This is a genomic window from Tunturiibacter psychrotolerans, assembly GCF_051013365.1.
Classification (GTDB): domain Bacteria; phylum Acidobacteriota; class Terriglobia; order Terriglobales; family Acidobacteriaceae; genus Edaphobacter; species Edaphobacter psychrotolerans_A.
Map to the genome: position 1 here is coordinate 4,890,114 of NZ_CP132941.1, position 16,220 is coordinate 4,906,333.

At 55.2% G+C, this 16,220-nt stretch carries 13 protein-coding genes and 1 pseudogene; 3 read left to right on the forward strand and 11 right to left on the reverse strand.

Annotation, left to right across the window (positions count from 1 at the left end; all coding sequences use genetic code 11):
• Positions 1-539 precede the first annotated feature (539 nt).
• Positions 540-2,039 (reverse strand): M24 family metallopeptidase, encoded by a 1,500-nt coding sequence (locus tag RBB76_RS20760; RefSeq protein WP_429629659.1) that lies wholly within the window; start codon positions 2,037-2,039, stop codon positions 540-542.
• A gap of 293 nt (positions 2,040-2,332) precedes the next feature.
• Positions 2,333-3,271 carry an alpha/beta fold hydrolase gene (locus RBB76_RS20765; RefSeq protein WP_429629600.1) on the reverse strand — a complete coding sequence of 313 codons (939 nt, stop codon included), beginning with the start codon at positions 3,269-3,271 and terminating at the stop codon, positions 2,333-2,335.
• Positions 3,272-3,275: 4 nt separating this feature from the next.
• Here RBB76_RS20765 and RBB76_RS20770 point away from each other — a divergent pair, with 4 nt between their 5' ends.
• The gene (locus tag RBB76_RS20770; protein ID WP_429629601.1) at positions 3,276-3,440 is read left to right on the forward strand and encodes a hypothetical protein; all 165 of its coding nucleotides are present in this window, start codon (positions 3,276-3,278) and stop codon (positions 3,438-3,440) included.
• Between the two features lie 543 nt (positions 3,441-3,983).
• Here RBB76_RS20770 and RBB76_RS20775 read toward each other — a convergent pair.
• Together RBB76_RS20775 and RBB76_RS20780 are read right to left on the reverse strand one after the other, a co-directional pair.
• Entirely contained in the window at positions 3,984-4,862 is an 879-nt protein-coding gene (locus RBB76_RS20775; protein WP_429629602.1) for a hypothetical protein, read from the reverse strand.
• 13 nt (positions 4,863-4,875) lie between these two features.
• Positions 4,876-8,151 (reverse strand): S41 family peptidase, encoded by a 3,276-nt coding sequence (locus tag RBB76_RS20780; protein WP_429629603.1) that lies wholly within the window; start codon positions 8,149-8,151, stop codon positions 4,876-4,878.
• 124 nt (positions 8,152-8,275) lie between these two features.
• On the opposite strand from RBB76_RS20780, the gene RBB76_RS20785 reads away from it, so the two are divergent.
• The gene (locus RBB76_RS20785; protein ID WP_429629604.1) at positions 8,276-8,437 is read left to right on the forward strand and encodes a transposase; all 162 of its coding nucleotides are present in this window, start codon (positions 8,276-8,278) and stop codon (positions 8,435-8,437) included.
• 93 nt (positions 8,438-8,530) lie between these two features.
• Here RBB76_RS20785 and RBB76_RS20790 read toward each other — a convergent pair whose 3' ends face one another.
• From RBB76_RS20790 to RBB76_RS20815, 6 genes and pseudogenes are all read right to left on the reverse strand, one after another.
• Positions 8,531-8,917, reverse strand: a complete 387-nt coding sequence (locus tag RBB76_RS20790) for a nuclear transport factor 2 family protein (protein ID WP_429629605.1) — start codon at positions 8,915-8,917, stop codon at positions 8,531-8,533.
• A 208-nt stretch (positions 8,918-9,125) separates the two neighbouring features.
• Complete coding sequence (locus tag RBB76_RS20795) at positions 9,126-9,773, reverse strand: DUF7002 family protein (RefSeq protein WP_429629606.1); 648 nt, start codon at positions 9,771-9,773, stop codon at positions 9,126-9,128.
• 2 nt (positions 9,774-9,775) lie between these two features.
• Positions 9,776-11,017: an NAD(P)/FAD-dependent oxidoreductase gene (locus tag RBB76_RS20800; RefSeq protein WP_429629660.1), complete on the reverse strand. Its 1,242-nt coding sequence runs from the start codon at positions 11,015-11,017 to the stop codon at positions 9,776-9,778.
• 147 nt (positions 11,018-11,164) lie between these two features.
• Positions 11,165-11,575 (reverse strand): annotated as a pseudogene (locus RBB76_RS20805) (cyclic nucleotide-binding domain-containing protein); the annotation flags it as partial.
• Positions 11,576-11,798: 223 nt separating this feature from the next.
• Positions 11,799-12,578, reverse strand: a complete 780-nt coding sequence (locus RBB76_RS20810; protein WP_429629607.1) for an SDR family NAD(P)-dependent oxidoreductase — start codon at positions 12,576-12,578, stop codon at positions 11,799-11,801.
• Positions 12,579-12,688: 110 nt separating this feature from the next.
• Positions 12,689-13,573, reverse strand: coding sequence for an alpha/beta fold hydrolase (locus RBB76_RS20815; protein ID WP_429629608.1), 885 nt, complete (start codon positions 13,571-13,573; stop codon positions 12,689-12,691).
• Positions 13,574-14,234: 661 nt separating this feature from the next.
• Between RBB76_RS20815 and RBB76_RS20820 the strand changes: the two genes are divergently transcribed.
• The gene (locus RBB76_RS20820) at positions 14,235-14,996 is read left to right on the forward strand and encodes a hypothetical protein (protein WP_429629609.1); all 762 of its coding nucleotides are present in this window, start codon (positions 14,235-14,237) and stop codon (positions 14,994-14,996) included.
• Between the two features lie 215 nt (positions 14,997-15,211).
• Here RBB76_RS20820 and RBB76_RS20825 read toward each other — a convergent pair whose 3' ends face one another.
• A complete protein-coding gene (locus tag RBB76_RS20825; protein ID WP_429629610.1) occupies positions 15,212-16,096 on the reverse strand; it encodes a LysR substrate-binding domain-containing protein in 885 nt (294 codons plus the stop codon).
• Positions 16,097-16,220 lie beyond the last annotated feature (124 nt).

Genomic DNA, 16,220 nt, shown 5'->3' on the forward strand with positions numbered 1-16,220 from the left:
TGCTATCCAGGAGTAATTCTTATGTGTCGAGTATTGCCCTCCTGATCAGTTGAGATGCAAATGAGTTTCCACTCGTCGGGCAGACTGAATAAAATTGACTGCAGGACCGAGCTAGGGCGCATCGGTCTGCAAGGTGATCTTCGCTCGCGATCCGCCTTCAACACGACTGTACTGGGAGTTTCAAAACCCATCCGAAGCGGCGTCCCCTGAAAACCATTGCCGGGGCGCGGCTCCGTTGATACCTCGAATGGGCAGACCATTTGCTGAACCTCATACCGCTTCACGGTCTGCGGCTGAGTGTCCCACACCTTGCGTTCTTCAAGAGACGCAACAGCTTCAAATATTCCGCGTGGGCGCATGCACGCGGCGGTTGCCACGGCGATCTTGGCGCATGGAAGTCCATCGCGGTTTGCTGCCCGGTTCGCAGGGAGTCTCCCCGGGCTTCTTGGGTTGAGTGTCATCATCATGCTCTTCTACTTTTCTGCTCACACTCAGGCCTCAAATTCAGCCTACGTTATCGGGCTGCCTGTCCGTGCGTTTCAGAACTTTGTTAACGTGTCCACGCCGTCAGCATTTACAGCTACAAGATCGCAGTGGCGCATGCCACCGTAGCCGTCGAAATACGCCGCCGGTTCGATATTAAATGTCATCCCGGCTTCAAGGACATCCGGCGAGAGGGGGTGTATCCGTGGTAGCCCGTTCGGATTTGCTGCCGCGAAGCCTACGCCATGGCCTGTTGCATGTTTGAAGGCCTCGCCAAAGCCGTGGGAACGCATGACTGACCGCGCCGCATGATCGACTTCGCGTGCCTTCACGCCTGGGTATATCGCTCGCAGTGCCGCCCGACGCGCCTCGTCGACTGCCTCTCGCATCGTCATCTGCCGGTCCGATGGTCTACCGACCGTGAACGTTCGCGTGATGTCCGTCCAGTAACCATCAGCGCATGTGTTGGCGTGAATCATCACCAGGTCGCCCTCTTCGAGCACACGTTGTCTCGTGCGGGCATAGGCCGCGGCTGCCTTAGCAGAGTTCGGGCCTGACATGCAGAAGAAATACCCCGAAGTGCGTTGCACAGTCTCAGCCAGCTGGGTGCGTTCAAAGGCAGCCTGCAGAGCGGCCGACACCTCGCTTTCTCGCAGACCTGGTCGTATCAGGCCATTCGCTGGGGCAAACCCCGCAGCGGCAACGACGGCGGCCTTTTGCATCAGTTCCAACTCTTTCGCGGTTTTCACAGCTTTCAAGGCTTCGAGAAACTCATCGCACGCGATGTACTCGGCTCTTGGATGAAGCTCGCTTAAAAGCTTTAGCAATGAGGATCTGAATTGAGTGGAAACCGCATAGCTGGCGGGCCGAACACCTTGCTCCAACTGCAAGCCTATCTTTGCATGGCTGGCACCCAGCTGCTGCAGGACACTGATCAAGGGGGTCCGGAGAGATTGAATGGCCGGATGCAGTGCGTGGAGCCCCGCAGTCTCATACGGAATGATCTCTGCCCCTGTCGTCTTTTCCGCCAATTCCACCTCATCCTCCGGAACGATGACTTTCACTTCACCATCCGAGGTAAACACGGCGACGCTCGCGGACATTACCGGCCAATAGCCAGTCAACAGAAGGACTTCTGTCGCGGAGCCGCAAATAACAGCGTCGAACGGCGAATCGGCGAGGCTGCCAACAATGCGTGCATGCCGCTCTTGGTCAACCGCCATGGAAAACCTTTCTTCTGGCCAGTTTCCGTCAAAGCCAGAGTGGATATCGAATTGGCCCGGCTGAAACATGACGGCGCCCTCGACACGATCCGTGAGAAGTGACCTCTGCACATCATTTTCTGGGGAAGTGGCTCGGCTCGTGACGTAGAGTCGTCCCCAGTGTGCAAGGTGGTCGAGAAGCGAGCAAATTTCCTCTCGTGCTTCATGGTTCAAATCATATTCGACATGGAGCACCATCTCGCTCATGTCATTTCTGACAACTATCCCATCCGCTTCGAGTCGTCTCAGATTTTGAGTAAGCATCTTCTTTGAGGCCCGGGGATGAGCCGCCATAATTGTCCCACGCGGACTGGCCCAGAACGCATCGCGCAAAGAATTTCAACTCTCCATTTCCCCTGAAAAAGCACAGCCGCTGCGCCGCTCGCTCTATGAGCATAGCGTGTATCCATGGTGCGGATGCCAGACGTTGTGCCGTTATGCTTACTCGTGACGAACCTTCTCCGCGGGACGGAAGCTCGTGGACCTTCGACAAGCCTTTGGTCTCTGAGCGTGTTGGCGGGATTGCATTCCTGGTTTCGACGCCGCCGATGACGCGACGGCCTACTCGATGCTCGCGGCCCAAGCCATTATCCAGGATGCTTGGCCATGAACTGGAGGATCAGGTCTGCGATCTCGTCCGTCTTTTCGTCCAGTGCAAAGTGCCCGGCTTCGAGCATGTGGATGTCCACATGCGGAAGGTCTCGCCTGAAGGCTTCAGCACCCGGTGCGATGAAGGAGGGGTCGTGCGCGCCCCAGGCCACGAGGGTCGGGGGCTGGTGGTCGCGGAGCCACGCCTGCCATTTGGGGTAGGACTCAACGTTGGTCCGGTAGTCGTAGAGTAGGTCCCCTTGAATCTCGCGCTGACCGAGCCGCGACAGATCGGCATACTCGCTAATCCAGGTATCCGGATCGTAGCGATCCGGATGAGACGTGCCGGCGACGTGCCGCTCCTTGGTGGCCTCGAACGAAAGAAACGCGTTAAGCACCTCAGGATGAGCCTTTGGATCTGACCAGTATTCCGCGATCTTAGTCCATTTGGCACCAAGGCCCGCTTTGTAGATGTTGCCGTTTTGAATGATGAGCGCGTGCACTTGATCGGGGTGCGCCAGAATGATACGGAAGCCGATCGGCGCGCCGTAGTCGTGAAGGTACATGGTGTACTGTGTGACCTTCAGCTTCTCCAGAAAATCACTCATCGTCTGGGCAAGATGATCGAACGTGTAAGCGTAGGTGGTCGGTGAGGGCGCGTCGCTCAGACCGAATCCGGGATAATCCGGAGCGATCAAATGATATTTTGTCGCGAGCAAGGGAATGATCGTGTCAAACTCACGCGAAGACGACGGGAAGCCATGCAAAAGCACGATGGTTGGGGCGTTCTCAGGGCCGGCTTCCCGATAGAAAATCCCGATGCCATCGACCTGCACGCAATGATAGGTCGTCGTAGAGTTGATCGAAGGAAGCGGCGCTGCTTGTGCCGTACCGGCAAAAAGGGTGGCGGTAAGAACGTATTTCGATAGGCGTCTCAATGAGATGTTCCTTTTAGTCGAGAAGGTGGCGCTCCGCCTCCATAGAGACGAATACGTCGAGCATTCCTTACTGATCATCCAGCGACGAAAGTTTGGCGCTGGGCTGAAGACGGCCGTGACTGAGGTTCCGCATAGCGCTGTGAACTCCTCCGCTGTGCCGCGACGGTAGTCAGCCAGCTTTCCGTCGAGGATCGATATTCGGAGAAACGGTAAGAGTTCTCCTGCAGCACATATGTAGCGTACGTTCATGCAGAGGGCAAGACCAGTTTGAAGTTCTTGATGGTCAGGTAAGGAGACCTTACGAATGCGAAGGCCTCGGCAACTGCCGCAAAGGGGTGTGGCAAACAAGTTCATCCAGCGATAGGTGTTGTGCCGGATCAGTCGTAGTCCGCTGCAGCAGTTTGGAACCAACACGAAAGACTGGCGTCGCGATCGAAGCGGAGCCAGTAGGCCTTAGTGATCGCCATGCCAATTGACCTACCGCGCGACATGGATAGCGGGACGGCGTCCCGAACAAGGGAGGGATTCTTCGAGCTGCGCAGCCAAGCGCAATAGTGGCCCTCCGCTCCGAAGTGCCCCTCAACTGTATTCCGTCAGGCGAACCGCTTTGATCTATCCCGAGTGCAGACTAATGGCTGGCTGGCCAGTGAAGCTCGCGAAAGTTTATCGTTTGCCTTTGGGTTTTGGGGCTGGCGGGGTCATCGGCTCGGAATTAAGTTAGGGCTGAATTCGCGTCGTCAACAGCGTGGGATGCAAAGTGTAAGGTAGTTGCTGTGAGAATCCCGAGTGCCATCGTCTCAAAGGTAAACTGCGCATAACTGAGTACAGCAGTGAGGGCACCCGTGTTCGCGTAATGGATATTTACGAGCGGAGCGAACACTGGACCCCTGAGTGCAAGTATGAGCGCCGACGTGATGCCGAATTGGGCGAGAGGCTTGGGCGCCAGCTTATTGCGGATAGCAAGGCGGATCACAAGCGCGGCGATGACCGGCTCGAAGAAGGTCAGGTAGGCGGGCAGAAGAATGTGCCAATCATAAGGAAGGCCGAACCGCTGATAACCTTCCCGTGCTTCCGTGAAGTGGATCACGCCAGCGAAAGCGTAATTGGCGAATGGCTTGACGAGGAGGCCGGCGATTGCGGCGAGCAGGGCGGCGGCGAAGAGGGTAGACATTAAACTTCGCTCCCGGCGGGTCCAGCTTTCCACGCCTATCGCGATGACGGCCAACGGAACCAGCTTTGGTATGTTGTCGAGGAAGGGATAGAGTGTGAAATTGCTGAGATTGATAAATTCCATGAACGGATCGCGGAATAAAGTTTCATGAATGGTCGCTAGAAGGAGAAACATGATCAAGCAGCGGAGACTCAAGCTACGCTGGCGAATGGTTTCGGGAATATGTGCTGAGAGGAACATGGCACCTAGTACGGAGAGGATGCCATCTGGCAATCTTGCCCAGCCTGTATGGGGGAAGTTGTAGGGGTATGGAACGTGTAATTCTTGGAGCATTCCTGCGTGAACGCTCAGCGACAACACCATTGTGACGATCGCTCCGACAATGAGAATCGGCCATGAAACGCGCTTCAAAGGGGTCATCGCGGTCCTTTGACTACTGGTTCTGGGCACTACGGTCGTTGGGAGTGAAGCTGGCCCCGGGAACGTACCCTTGAGGTGGATAGGCTGGAAGTGGGCGGGGAGCCTTGAGGATCTGAGGCGGCCTCAACGTAAGCTGCTCGAGTGCAGTTCTCACCGCGACCTCTAGTTCTAGGTCTCTGTGCGTCACAGCTTCGTCGGGTGGTGGCTCGACAGGAATGTCCGGCGTAACGCCCTCGTTTTCGATGACCCAGTGTCCGTCGAGAGAAGCCAGCGAGTCTTTCGGGATAGTGAAGGGCGTCCCATCCATCAAAGTCCAATCGCGATTAATGCCTTGCACTCCGCCCCAAGTTCGCTCGCCAACCAGTTTCCCCAGGTTGAAATTGCGAAAGAAAAAGGGGAACTGGTCCCCGTCGGAGGCAGATCCGTAATTTGTAATCGTAACCATTACCCTGGGTGCCGTTGCTGTAGGTAGAGTGCTCAAAGCCTCTTCGCGATTTACGAAAACACCGGCGAGCTCGCGCCGCAAAACATCCAGCACGGACTGGCTTGTGAACCCGCCGCCGTTCCAGCGAACGTCGAAAATCAAGCCCTCTTTATCCCGCTGCGGGTAGAACTGACGCACGAAGTCTGCTGCACCCTCTGCACTGAAGTTGGTGACGAAGATATAACCCAGACGGCCATGAGAGAGCCGATCGACCTCGCTGCGGTTATGCTCGACCCAGTCGTGGCGTCGAAGTCTTGTATCGTCCGTCAACGGTTGCACTTTGATCTCACGGGGGGGGCCGGATGGACCAGGACCAATCGTCAAGGTCACCTCCGAGATGAGTCCTTCGAGCATCTTGTCCGGATCTTCCGGAAATCTAAGCTCCCGTCCGTTGACTGCCAACAGGTAATCCCCTCCCTTTACGTCAAGTCCGGGCATGCCGAGAGGACCGCGCATTGTGGCCCGCGTCGCATCGCCGGTGTAGACCTTCGCAAAACGATAACGTCCGGATGCGCTGTCGAGCATGTAGTCCACTCCCAGCAACCCGGTATGGACTGACGGGTGTACATCGTCTTCTATTTCGGGTTCTATAAAAGTGTGAGAGCTGGCAATTTCGCCTTGCATTTGTCCAAGAAGATAGACAAAGTCATCCGGCGAACTCAAGAAAGGCAACAGTTTGGCATATGTGTCGTGTACGGCTTTCCAATCCGTGCCGTTCATAACCTTGCTGAAGAAGACGTCACGATCCAGCCGCCAGGCGTTCTCAAACATCTCTGCCCATTCCTGCCGAGGATCGACAATAGCGGTCAGAGCCGAAATATTCAGTGGCGCCAGATTCGGAGCTCCGGAAGTTGTACTCGCGATTCGCCATTCCCCATGACGATGAAAGGCAACCGCGGCCCCGTCGCCGGAGATGCTGAAGTTTTCAAGGTCGTCTGTTACGATTCGATCGTTGAAAGTCGCAAGGTCCAGCGCATGCAGCTCGCTCTTGCCACCAGCGATGTCGCCGTCGATCAGCTGTATAGGCCTGGTTTGATAAAACAGGGCTGAAGGACGAGCCTGAAGCGAGACGATCGTCGCCGGAACAACCGGTAGAGCCACGGCCCGTAACATGAATCTGTCAAGATCGATGCGAACCGAGGGGTCGCCTGCCGGGGCATTCTGCGCAGCTATTGTCGTCGCCGCAGGTCTGTCATGGTCGAGAGCAACCGCGTAGAGACCATCCGAGTTGACGGTAGAGATCAAATTCTCATCGTCGCGGTCCGAGACAAACAGCTGCTCGTTCCGTTGTGAGATAAAGACAAAATAACGGCCGTCCGGGGTAAAAACCGGATCTCGGTCGCTTTCCATCGGTGAGCTGATAATGGTGTCATGGCCGGTAGACAGATCATAGAAGTGGATCGCGCGGAGTTGAGTGGAACGCTGCGTGCTGAACGCAACCCAACGGCCGTCCGGAGAAAATGCCGCGTCTCGAATCTCCGCATAGGGATCAAAACCGATCTTCTGGGGAGAACTGCCATCAAGATGGATCCACCACAGCGAGTGGTTGGCATCCGGGACGAGGAAGGTGTCACCGTGTGGGGACCAGAGCGGCGTGTAGAAGTAACCGCTGGGAAAATGGGTTAAGGTCCGTTCAAAACCACCTTTCGCGGGGCGAATAGCGAGTTGTTGACTTCCGCTACGATCGGTTTCGTAAGCGATCAACTGACCGTTGGGAGACCAGGAAGGATGGTCTTCGTCTGCTCCGGGCGTGTTGGTCAGGTCTTCTCCTTGCGATGTTTTGGAGAGGGAAAACAAATCGCCGCGCGCAGAGAGCAGGATCGACTCTCCGTGAGGTGAAAGCGCGTAGTCGATGCGGCCCATCACGTCGGTCACCCGCGCAAATCTTCCTGCTGCCAGGGCCTGAGCCCGCAGAGGCTCACTGTCGTCCTTAAACTCGACTTTCACCTCGCGTAAAGCCTCGGAGGGTAGGTCTATGGCGAAGAGGTGACCACCCTGCTGGAAGGTGATGGTCGACGCACTGAGCGAGGGCCAGTCCACGTCGTAGTCAGTAAAATCCGTAAGCTGTCGGAAGGCACGAGTGTCCAGATCATAACTCCAAATGTTTTGCCGGAAATTCTTGCCCCTGTCGGAGACAAAATAGATCTTCCGGCCAAACCACATGGGATCGGTGTCGGTTCCTTTCCACTCCGTCAGGCGCGTAAGCGCATGAGTGTCCAGATCGTAGGTGTAGATATCCTGCTCTTGGCCGCCGAGATAACGCTTCCGCAGCTCCAAGTTTCGGAAAATGCGGTTATAGGCAATCGCGTGTCCCCCTGGAGCAAAGGACATTCTACCGGCACGGTCTAAAGGCAGTTGCTCCGGAAGGCCACCCGAGAGCAGTACAGAGAAAGCTCTCACGAGCTTGGTCACGGGAGCTGCGCGACGGGAAAGAAAGACCACCCGCGCGGAATCTGGTGTCCATGCGACAACCATGGCTCCATCAGCAAATCGGCTCGCCTCGTAGGTAAGCCGCTTTGGTTCGCCGCCGCTCGTCGGCACCACGTAGACATCACGGAGTCCACCATTTCGGCACGTATAGGCGATCCAGTGTCCGTCTGGAGAAAAGAGCGGCGTTGTCACGACACCAGTGTCGGAAGTCAAGTGCTGTGCCAAACCACCGCTAAGTGGTGCTTTCCATAGTCTTCCATAAGCGACAAATGCGATGTCGGTCTTACTGGCTGTTGGGTAACGCATCAGGGGCGTAGCATGCGCCAAAACCGTCCATCCAAAAGCGAGGGCCGCAGCAATCGAAGCCTTTTTCATTTTCCTCCATCCTAGGGACTCTACGACCGATACGGATGCAAATGTCTAGAACTGGTTGCGTAAACGGGTGCGGCCTCAAGAGAGCGACTCATTGTTGAGGCGGGTTGAGTGGTGAGCTCGTCGTATGAAGAAGCGAGCGGTGTTGTTGAGCGAAAAGCAGTGGGCATTGTTGGCGCTATTGTTTCCTGAACTGAAGCGGCGTAAAGATGGACGAGGTCGAACGTGGGCTAGCAACCGCGCATGTTCGCTGGGGATTCTGTGGGTGCTGCGCACTGGGGCGCGTTGACCGAAGAAGAACTGCGGTTGGAATGCATGTTCCCGATGACCCCGCCAGCCCCAAATGCCAAAGGCAAACGCCGATGAGTTTCACCGGCGAGCCTTAGGCGCGCCGAGCTTCCTCGAGTGCCATCGTATCTAGATACTGACGGTGACGCCAGATTTTTCCTTCCCGAACGTCCCATACATGGGCGTAGGGAAGATCGGCGCGTTTGTGCGTCGCGCGGTGAACGCAAGCAAAACGGCCCAGAGAGACGACAGTTGAACCGTCTACAAGAAACTCGGACGGCGCCGGCGAAAAGCTTTCCCACTCCTGCATCAAGGGAGCGAACACCTTTTTCATGACCTCAGCGGGCCCCTTCTCCTGAACGTTGAAGTCGACAACCGAGATCCATTCGATGTCGGGGGTCATTAGCTCGATCATTTTGCTGGTGTCACCTGCTGCAATTGCGGAATAGAACGTACGCACAGTTTCGACTGGGGTTATCATTTGATTTTCCTTTGCTTTACTTCAGAATGCCCTTCAACCAGTTGCGCTGGCCGGGGTTGTTGACTGCTCTCCGATAAGCTTCCTTATTGGAGCGAATTTTGGATGGGAGTGGGGAAATAGATGAAGTGCCTGACTCGCTTTATTCTGCAATCCTTCGCACGCTGGTGGATGTTTCCGCGATGTGCTCTCCTCTTGAATCAATCTCTTGTTATCCAAGAACGATCTTGCTTGTCATGCATATCGCAGCGAGCTCTGATGGTGTAACCGCATACGGATAGGTCACTTCTGCAATGGCGTCACCTAATCCTCTGCTTTTACGTCGCTCCTGAAAGGGATAGTCGCTAGCCTTCAGAAATGTCGCTGAGCCTCTTGGGGCAGCCTTGCGCATCGTGTTCCCTGAGTTGATTGCAGAAAACTCAAAAGAATCGAAATCAAGAACGTCAAAGACCGACCTTGTCTTGAAAGAAAATACTATTTTCGGACGCCCAGCTGCTAGCGTTGCTCCGATGTGCTTCGCAAGCCGACCTTCGGTTGGCCAAAAGAAGACTCGACGGTTGAGAGATCTGCACCATTGCTCAGGTGAAAGATCGATAAGGCATTTCGAAAGAGCCGCAGCATTCATGGGGGCCTGATCGTTGATCAGGAATTCCCCATGAACGCTGTGACTGATGGGTACCGAGCGAGGCCGCTGACAACTTTCGATGTTGAATCGTTGTTCGCCATTAACTTCGCACCGGTCCAACAAGGCCGATGTGCTGAGAAGTCCATGTCGCATCACCTGTTTCATGTCCTGCGCGAGCGTGATATGGAAAAGAGTCGGGTATGCATCTGTAAACTCATCTCGGCTTATTGGCACGACTAACCTTCCTTCAACGTGTGTTGTGCTCGAACGTGCGATTGCAACTGCCCATCAACCGTTGAGCATGATCTATCTGAATTCGTGGAGCTTACCTGCTCTGGGAAGTCGAGGCGTCTCTGAGCTAAATACCGATGGATATTCGAGATGACCACAGAGCCCTCACCAACCGCAGATGCAACACGTTTAACCGATTCGGCTCTTACGTCGCCGACAGCATAGATACCGGGAACGCTCGTCGCGTAGGATGTGGCTTCAAATCCCGATTGACCACCGGTGAGAACAAATCCTTTGTCATCGAGCTTGACGGCGCCGTAGACCCAACCGGAGTTTGGCTCCGCGCCAATCATGACAAAGACATTGGAAATTGGCCTTCGCACTGATTCGCCAGTTTTCCGATTCGTCCACGTGACGAACTCAAGAGCGGCCTTACCTTCGAGCCCGTCGATTTCCGTATCCGTGTAGAGAGTGATTTGCTGAGAACGTTCGATTCGCGAAATTAGATATTGCGACATGGTACTTTCCAAAGAAGCACCACGAATGATGTGATGTACATGTCTCGCGATACTCGAGAGGAAGATCGAGGCTTGTCCAGCAGAATTTCCCCCTCCTACGACGATGATGTCCCGTTCACGGCACAACAGAGATTCCATCGCGGTTGCGGCATAGTGGAGTCCCCTGTTTTCGAAACCTTCATGGTTTTTCACATTAAGCCGTCTGTACCGCGCCCCGCTTGCGATCACGACAGAGCGCGCGCAAACAGCCGCTCCGCCAGCAAGAATCAACCGATGCACGCCGTCGACTTGCGCTGTGCTTACAACGTCCCGTGAGATGGCGAAGTAGACTCCAAATTTGAGCGCCTGGAGATGGCCACGGCTCGCCAATTGCGCACCCGAAACTCCGGTTGGAAATCCGAGATAGTTTTCGATTTTCGAGCTGGTGCCGGCCTGCCCCCCAGGGGCATTCCCTTCAATCACAATCGTGGATAGGCCTTCAGAAGCTGCGTAAACCGCTGCAGCGAGACCTGCTGGACCAGCTCCGACAACGGCAACGTCATAGATCGTATGAGGTTCAGGGAGCTCTGTGATACCCAGTTCGTCAGCGAGATCGCAGATAGTAGGTCGAACCAGGACGCGACCATCTAGCAGCTCGACCTGTGGCATCTTCGTCGCGGCCACGCCCTTGCCGGTTTCATCATTTGTTGGCAACTCCTCTACCTTGTGCGGATAGTAATTGCGAATCATAAAGCGACGGAGGCTTAGTAGGTCCGGATCACCTTCGCATCCTCGAAGTATGACGCCTGTGGATGGATCGCCGAACATACCGATGCGACGCCATATGCAAGCGGAAACAACAATGTTCGCGATATCGCCCTCGGCACGCATCAACGCCCGCAAGTTCCTTCGAGAGATTCGCAACAGTCGACTCGCCGAGGTCGCTCGTGCTTCGGCGATGGATCTCTGTGTGTTTAAGACGTTTAGCTCACCAGTGAATTCGCCCGCGCACAGAGAACGGAAAACTTTGAAGCCGCCTCCTTTCACCAGGAGCCGGCTCTCAATTTCCCCTGACAGAATGACGAGCATGTCTGTGTCCCGGTCACCATACGTATACAGACAGGTGTTTCTGGGGACGGTCTCCTCTTGTCCGTAGGACCCGAGTCTTTGAAGCATTTCGCCGTTCAATCTGGGAAAAGCCAGATCGTGGCGAAAAGCAACGTCCGAGTTCGACGAAGAGCTAGGTTCAGGCGATATAGCCTGGACTGCTGAAGTAAGTTCCTCTCGCGACTCCCTCATGTTCCGCATCCTCCACAGATCGACGGGTGGCAGCAGCGGCTAGGGGTGCTCATAGAAGTGTCTCCTGAAGGCAGCTGGCTCTGAGTTTGTCTCTTTGGTCTCAGGAGTTCGCCCGCGATATTGAGAAGGACGATCGCCGCCCTGATGATAGGCCCATCCTGCAGATGCTGCATCGAGCACGTCGCGATAACAAGGGTTGTCGACAGCGTTGCTGGTTGAGCGGCCGTTAGGTTTACACACCCTTGTTCTGACCACCATCGACATCGATGATGGTTCCATGAATCCATCTAGATTCTTCTGTTGCTAGAAAGACGACGAGCTCCGCGACATCGCCTGGTTCGCCGAGACGAGAGATTTTCAAACGCCGGGTCGAATCGAGAAGATACTCGGCATAGTCGATGCCTTCCTGTGCGGCGAGCTTCTCCATCAGTTTCTTGCGGCGTGAAGTCTGGATCGTGCCTGGCTGGACCAAGTTGACTTGAACGCAATCCTGAAGCCCTTGCTCGGCGATTGACTTGGATAGAGCCGCAATACCGCCGTTCACAGCCGAGACCAGTGAAAGATTGCTTTCTGGCGTTCGCGCCGTGCCCCCGCCGATCATGATCAGATGGCCTTTTGCAGCTTGCAACATTGGCCAAGTGTTCTTGATGACTCGGAGATTTGCGAAAAGCTTCAAACCGAACCCTGCTGCCCAGTCTTCGTCCTTCAGTTCAAGAAAGCTACCTTGGGACGCAGCGCCTGCATTGGTGACGAGAATATCTAGACCGCCCCAAAATTGCTTGACATCACCGGCCAGCTTTGCAGCGGCGTCAGTCTCAGTCAGGTCAAGAGCGGCAAACCTGACTTCAGCCGTCAACGACCGCAGTTCGTCGCTTTTAGTGGAAAGCTCCTCTTGGCTCCGAGCGGTGAGATAGACGCGGGCGCCTTCGAGCGCAAATCGGCGTGCGATAGCTGCACCGATCCCCCTTCCGGAGCCTGTCACGAGTACACGTTTGCCGTTGAACCGTTGCATACATCCCCTTCGTACCCGGATGTGAGATCTTAGCGCTGCGCGATGGTGTTTTTCACCATCACGCAGCTGACTACTTTCAAGTGTGGCTTCGGAATGAGAAGGCGAGGAGTCTAGCGACCGAAAACAGCCTTGATTTCGTCCGCCACAATATGAACATTCTCGTCCAGCACAAAGTGCCCGGCATCCAGCCAAACGAGCTTGGCTTCTGGCAGATCACGCAGGTACGCCTCGGCTCCGGGCGGCACGAAGAACGGGTCCTTCTTACCCCAGGCAATCAGTGTTCGGGGCTTGTGCGTGCGGAAAGCAGCTTGCCACTCGGGATAGAGTGCGATGTTGGACTTGTAGTTCTCCAACAGATCAACTTGATAGTCTTGTACCCCGGGTCGATCGAGTAATGCTTGATCGATTATCCAGTTGTCCGGATTGACGGCCTCGGGATCCTTTGCGCCGACCAGCCAATGGAACTTCGTGCCTTCCAGACCGACAAAGTCGCGAGCGGGCTTCTCGGTCTCAGGTGTGCGCTTCTCCCACAGCGGCATCAGCACCTTCTTGGGCGCGTCTCCTACACCTTCCATGTAGGCATTGGCGTTCTGAATGATAAATCCTTTTACTTTCTCGGGGTTCTCAGCGAACAAGCGGAATCCCACTGGGCCGCCGTAGTCCTGCATGTAGAGAATGTACGACGTGAGACCGAGTTGATCGAGTAGACCGCGCACGTGTGCTGCAAGATTATCGAAGGTGTACTTGAAGTCACTTCTCGATGGGGCATCAGAATGGCCAAAGCCGATATAGTCGGGAGCAATCAGGTGGAATTGGTCGGCGAGAGCGGGGATCAACTCGCGAAACATCTGGCTGCTCGTCGGAAGTCCATGCAATAGAACAATCGTGGGAGAGCTGGGGTCGCCGGCCTCGCGATAAAACACTTTGCGGCCGTTGACAGTCGCTGTCCGATAGGAGGTAAGTTGCGACTGCGCTTGCGATGTTAATGATGCCATTTGAACTCCTTGTCCATTGCACTTCGAATGAGACGACCTGCTAATAACGTAAGGCCCGGCAAGCACAAAAAAAAGTTCCAAATACTCAATTTATGGATGAGGATTTGTTACGAGAATCTCCTGTCACCCTCCCGCTCAGGACGACCCTACCTACGTAAACTGAATGAGCAAGCGTCAACGGGTATTACCTGAGACGAAGACGGGAGATATGTAACGGGCGAACAAGAGCCCTAGCACCGGCAAGGCGATCGGTTCTGCTGTGCTAGTTAAGCGGGTCGGAGCACTTGGTATGATGCTGACGGCCCGACGAGTGGTCAAACGTTCCCGAGGAAATCAGCAGTCGGTTGCGTCGGTCCACCTTTGTTAGGGAGGCTGCCGAATGCGAGCGTTTAGGAGTTTTGCGGTCGATCCGCGAGGAAGGTTGGACAACACCAGATTGGCACTTCGAGGCGCAATATTACTTGCAACTGTTTCGTTCTTTCTTGGCACTTCCGTAGCGGCAACAGGCGTGATCGTCAGCGCAGTTGAATATTCGCCAGGAGTGCTGCCAGCTCAACAACAAAGCGGCGCACAACCAAAAGTGGACGAAACGACCACAACTCTAATCGAAAGAGTGGGTGAACCGGCTCAAGGCGATATCGAAACTTTCAAGAAGGCAGGGATGCAAGACGTCACGCCGCACATTCTTACGGCTGAAGAACGCATGGCAGTGGAGGCTGCATTGGCTTCGTTGCCGACGCTTAACAAGCACGTTCTAGAGCAACACCTGCATAAACTGGCCTTCGTTGACGGCATTCCGGGAGAAGGGACTGGACTCACTTCTCCCAGTGCTAAAACCGGCCTCTCTGACATAACGCTGCGCGCGAGTGTTATCAATGAGCCGCTTACAACGTTTTTGACCAATAAGGAGCGTCGTGTTTACAAACATGACGGCTCGGGGCTGACCATCTCCGTTACGGGTACGGGCACAAATGCTCTCAGCTATGTCTTGTTGCATGAGTCGACGCATGTCGTTGATCTTAGTTGCGGTATCACCACCAATCCGCGTAGCAGGTTTGTTCAAGGCATCTGGACGGGCCACTCAACTCTGGCTCCGTCGTTCGCAGCGATTACACCAAAGACATACTTCCGCGGCGCCGATCATCTTCCAATCGTAAAGGCCTCAGACGTGTATGACGCTTTAGCGCAAACCCCATTTGTGAGTTTGTACGCTACGGCGTCACGACAAGAAGATCTGGCGGAGATCGTGGCATGGCACGAGATCTACACTCAGGACGGCGGAGATCTGATTATCAGCCTGAAAGACGCCGGGGGGAAGACCGTCGAGCAATGGCATCCTTTGAGTTTTCCTAAGGTGCGGGAGCGTTTTGCCGATGTAGAGAAGCTTCTGGGGTCGCAACTGCACTGTGGCAATCCGACCTAGGCAAGGGTACTTTCACGAGAAATGAATCATCTGACCTGAAATGGGTTCTAGAGGCGCAGCTTCGGGAAGTTTAGCTCAATGGCAACATTGGGGCCACGTCGATAAAGTCTCAGGATGAAGTCTCGTTCACATGGGCCGAGGCAGCTGAACGCCACGCTACCATGACGTCTGCTAACGAGCCGTCGACTCACACCTGGGCTCAAGGATCGACGGTTCTAGATGAGCGCTCGTGCTGGACGGGAACGTAGGTAAGTACCGACCGACTCCTCTGTGATTTCAGCGAACCGCATCGCGTTCGGAGCCCGAAGGCCGCGTCTGCGCTGAAGCGTGACGGGTATATTTCCCAGTGGCGGAAGGCCCAGTTCGATGGTCTGGACGTCTGCCGGCAGACCAAGCTCGGCTCGTGTTGTCAGTCCCAGTCCCGCACTGACGGCGGCCCACACGCCCGTCAGACTCGGGCTCGTCATTGCAACGCGCCAGGAGCGTCCGGCGCTTTCCAGTGCCTCCAGCCCCGGTGTCTGACATCCGCACGGGGGGTTGAAGAGAGCGAGCGGTAACGGCTGCTTTACTTGATTCCTAAAACTGGGGCTTGCGATCCAGTGCAACGGCAGCTCGCTCAACAGTTGCGCCGTCCTTTTCTGTGCGCCCCCTAACGTCAAGGCAAGATCGAGGTCGCCGGAGTCGATCGCTTGCAGGAGTACCTGGCCGAGGTCTACCGTCACCTCAAGCTTTACGAGCGGATAAAGCGCATTAAACCGCGCGATGACTAAAGGCAAAACGTTGCCCGTAAAATCTTGTCCGAATCCGATTCGAACCACACCTGCAAGAGACGATCCGCGCAGAGTGTCGATCATCTCATCATTGAGTTCCAGCACCCTCCGGGCATATCGGAGAGCAATCTCTCCCTGTTCGGTGAGAAGCATCTTCCGGCCTTGCTTCCGAAAGAGCGCCACTCCTATCTCCTCTTGAAGTCGCTTCATCTGCAAACTAATTGCGGAGGGAGTCCGCAATAGGCGTTCCGAAGCGCGGCCAAAACCACCCAGGTCTTGGGTGGCCACTAACGTTCGAAGACTGTCCAGGCTGAGGTTGTTCAGAAGCATAGTTTAGATATTCTCACCGATAGTGTTAGAACTTCTCGCTTTTAGTGATCTCCTGTCATCCGTATGCTTCATAGTAGCGCACCTGGCGGTCGTGCTGCGACTTGGTCTTTGATAAGCGATGCCC

What these genes read in the sequence shown, in the direction of transcription:
- RBB76_RS20760 (WP_429629659.1), bottom strand. Translation starts at nt 2,039, where the DNA reads ATGGCGGCTCATCCCCGGGCCTCAAAGAAGATGCTTACTCAAAATCTG.
- RBB76_RS20770 (WP_429629601.1), top strand. Translation starts at nt 3,276, where the DNA reads ATGTTCCTTTTAGTCGAGAAGGTGGCGCTCCGCCTCCATAGAGACGAA.
- RBB76_RS20775 (WP_429629602.1), bottom strand. Translation starts at nt 4,862, where the DNA reads ATGACCCCTTTGAAGCGCGTTTCATGGCCGATTCTCATTGTCGGAGCG.
- RBB76_RS20780 (WP_429629603.1), bottom strand. Translation starts at nt 8,151, where the DNA reads ATGAAAAAGGCTTCGATTGCTGCGGCCCTCGCTTTTGGATGGACGGTT.
- RBB76_RS20785 (WP_429629604.1), top strand. Translation starts at nt 8,276, where the DNA reads ATGAAGAAGCGAGCGGTGTTGTTGAGCGAAAAGCAGTGGGCATTGTTG.
- RBB76_RS20790 (WP_429629605.1), bottom strand. Translation starts at nt 8,917, where the DNA reads ATGATAACCCCAGTCGAAACTGTGCGTACGTTCTATTCCGCAATTGCA.
- RBB76_RS20800 (WP_429629660.1), bottom strand. Translation starts at nt 11,017, where the DNA reads ATGATTCGCAATTACTATCCGCACAAGGTAGAGGAGTTGCCAACAAAT.
- RBB76_RS20810 (WP_429629607.1), bottom strand. Translation starts at nt 12,578, where the DNA reads ATGCAACGGTTCAACGGCAAACGTGTACTCGTGACAGGCTCCGGAAGG.
- RBB76_RS20815 (WP_429629608.1), bottom strand. Translation starts at nt 13,573, where the DNA reads ATGGCATCATTAACATCGCAAGCGCAGTCGCAACTTACCTCCTATCGG.
- RBB76_RS20820 (WP_429629609.1), top strand. Translation starts at nt 14,235, where the DNA reads ATGCAAGACGTCACGCCGCACATTCTTACGGCTGAAGAACGCATGGCA.
- RBB76_RS20825 (WP_429629610.1), bottom strand. Translation starts at nt 16,096, where the DNA reads ATGCTTCTGAACAACCTCAGCCTGGACAGTCTTCGAACGTTAGTGGCC.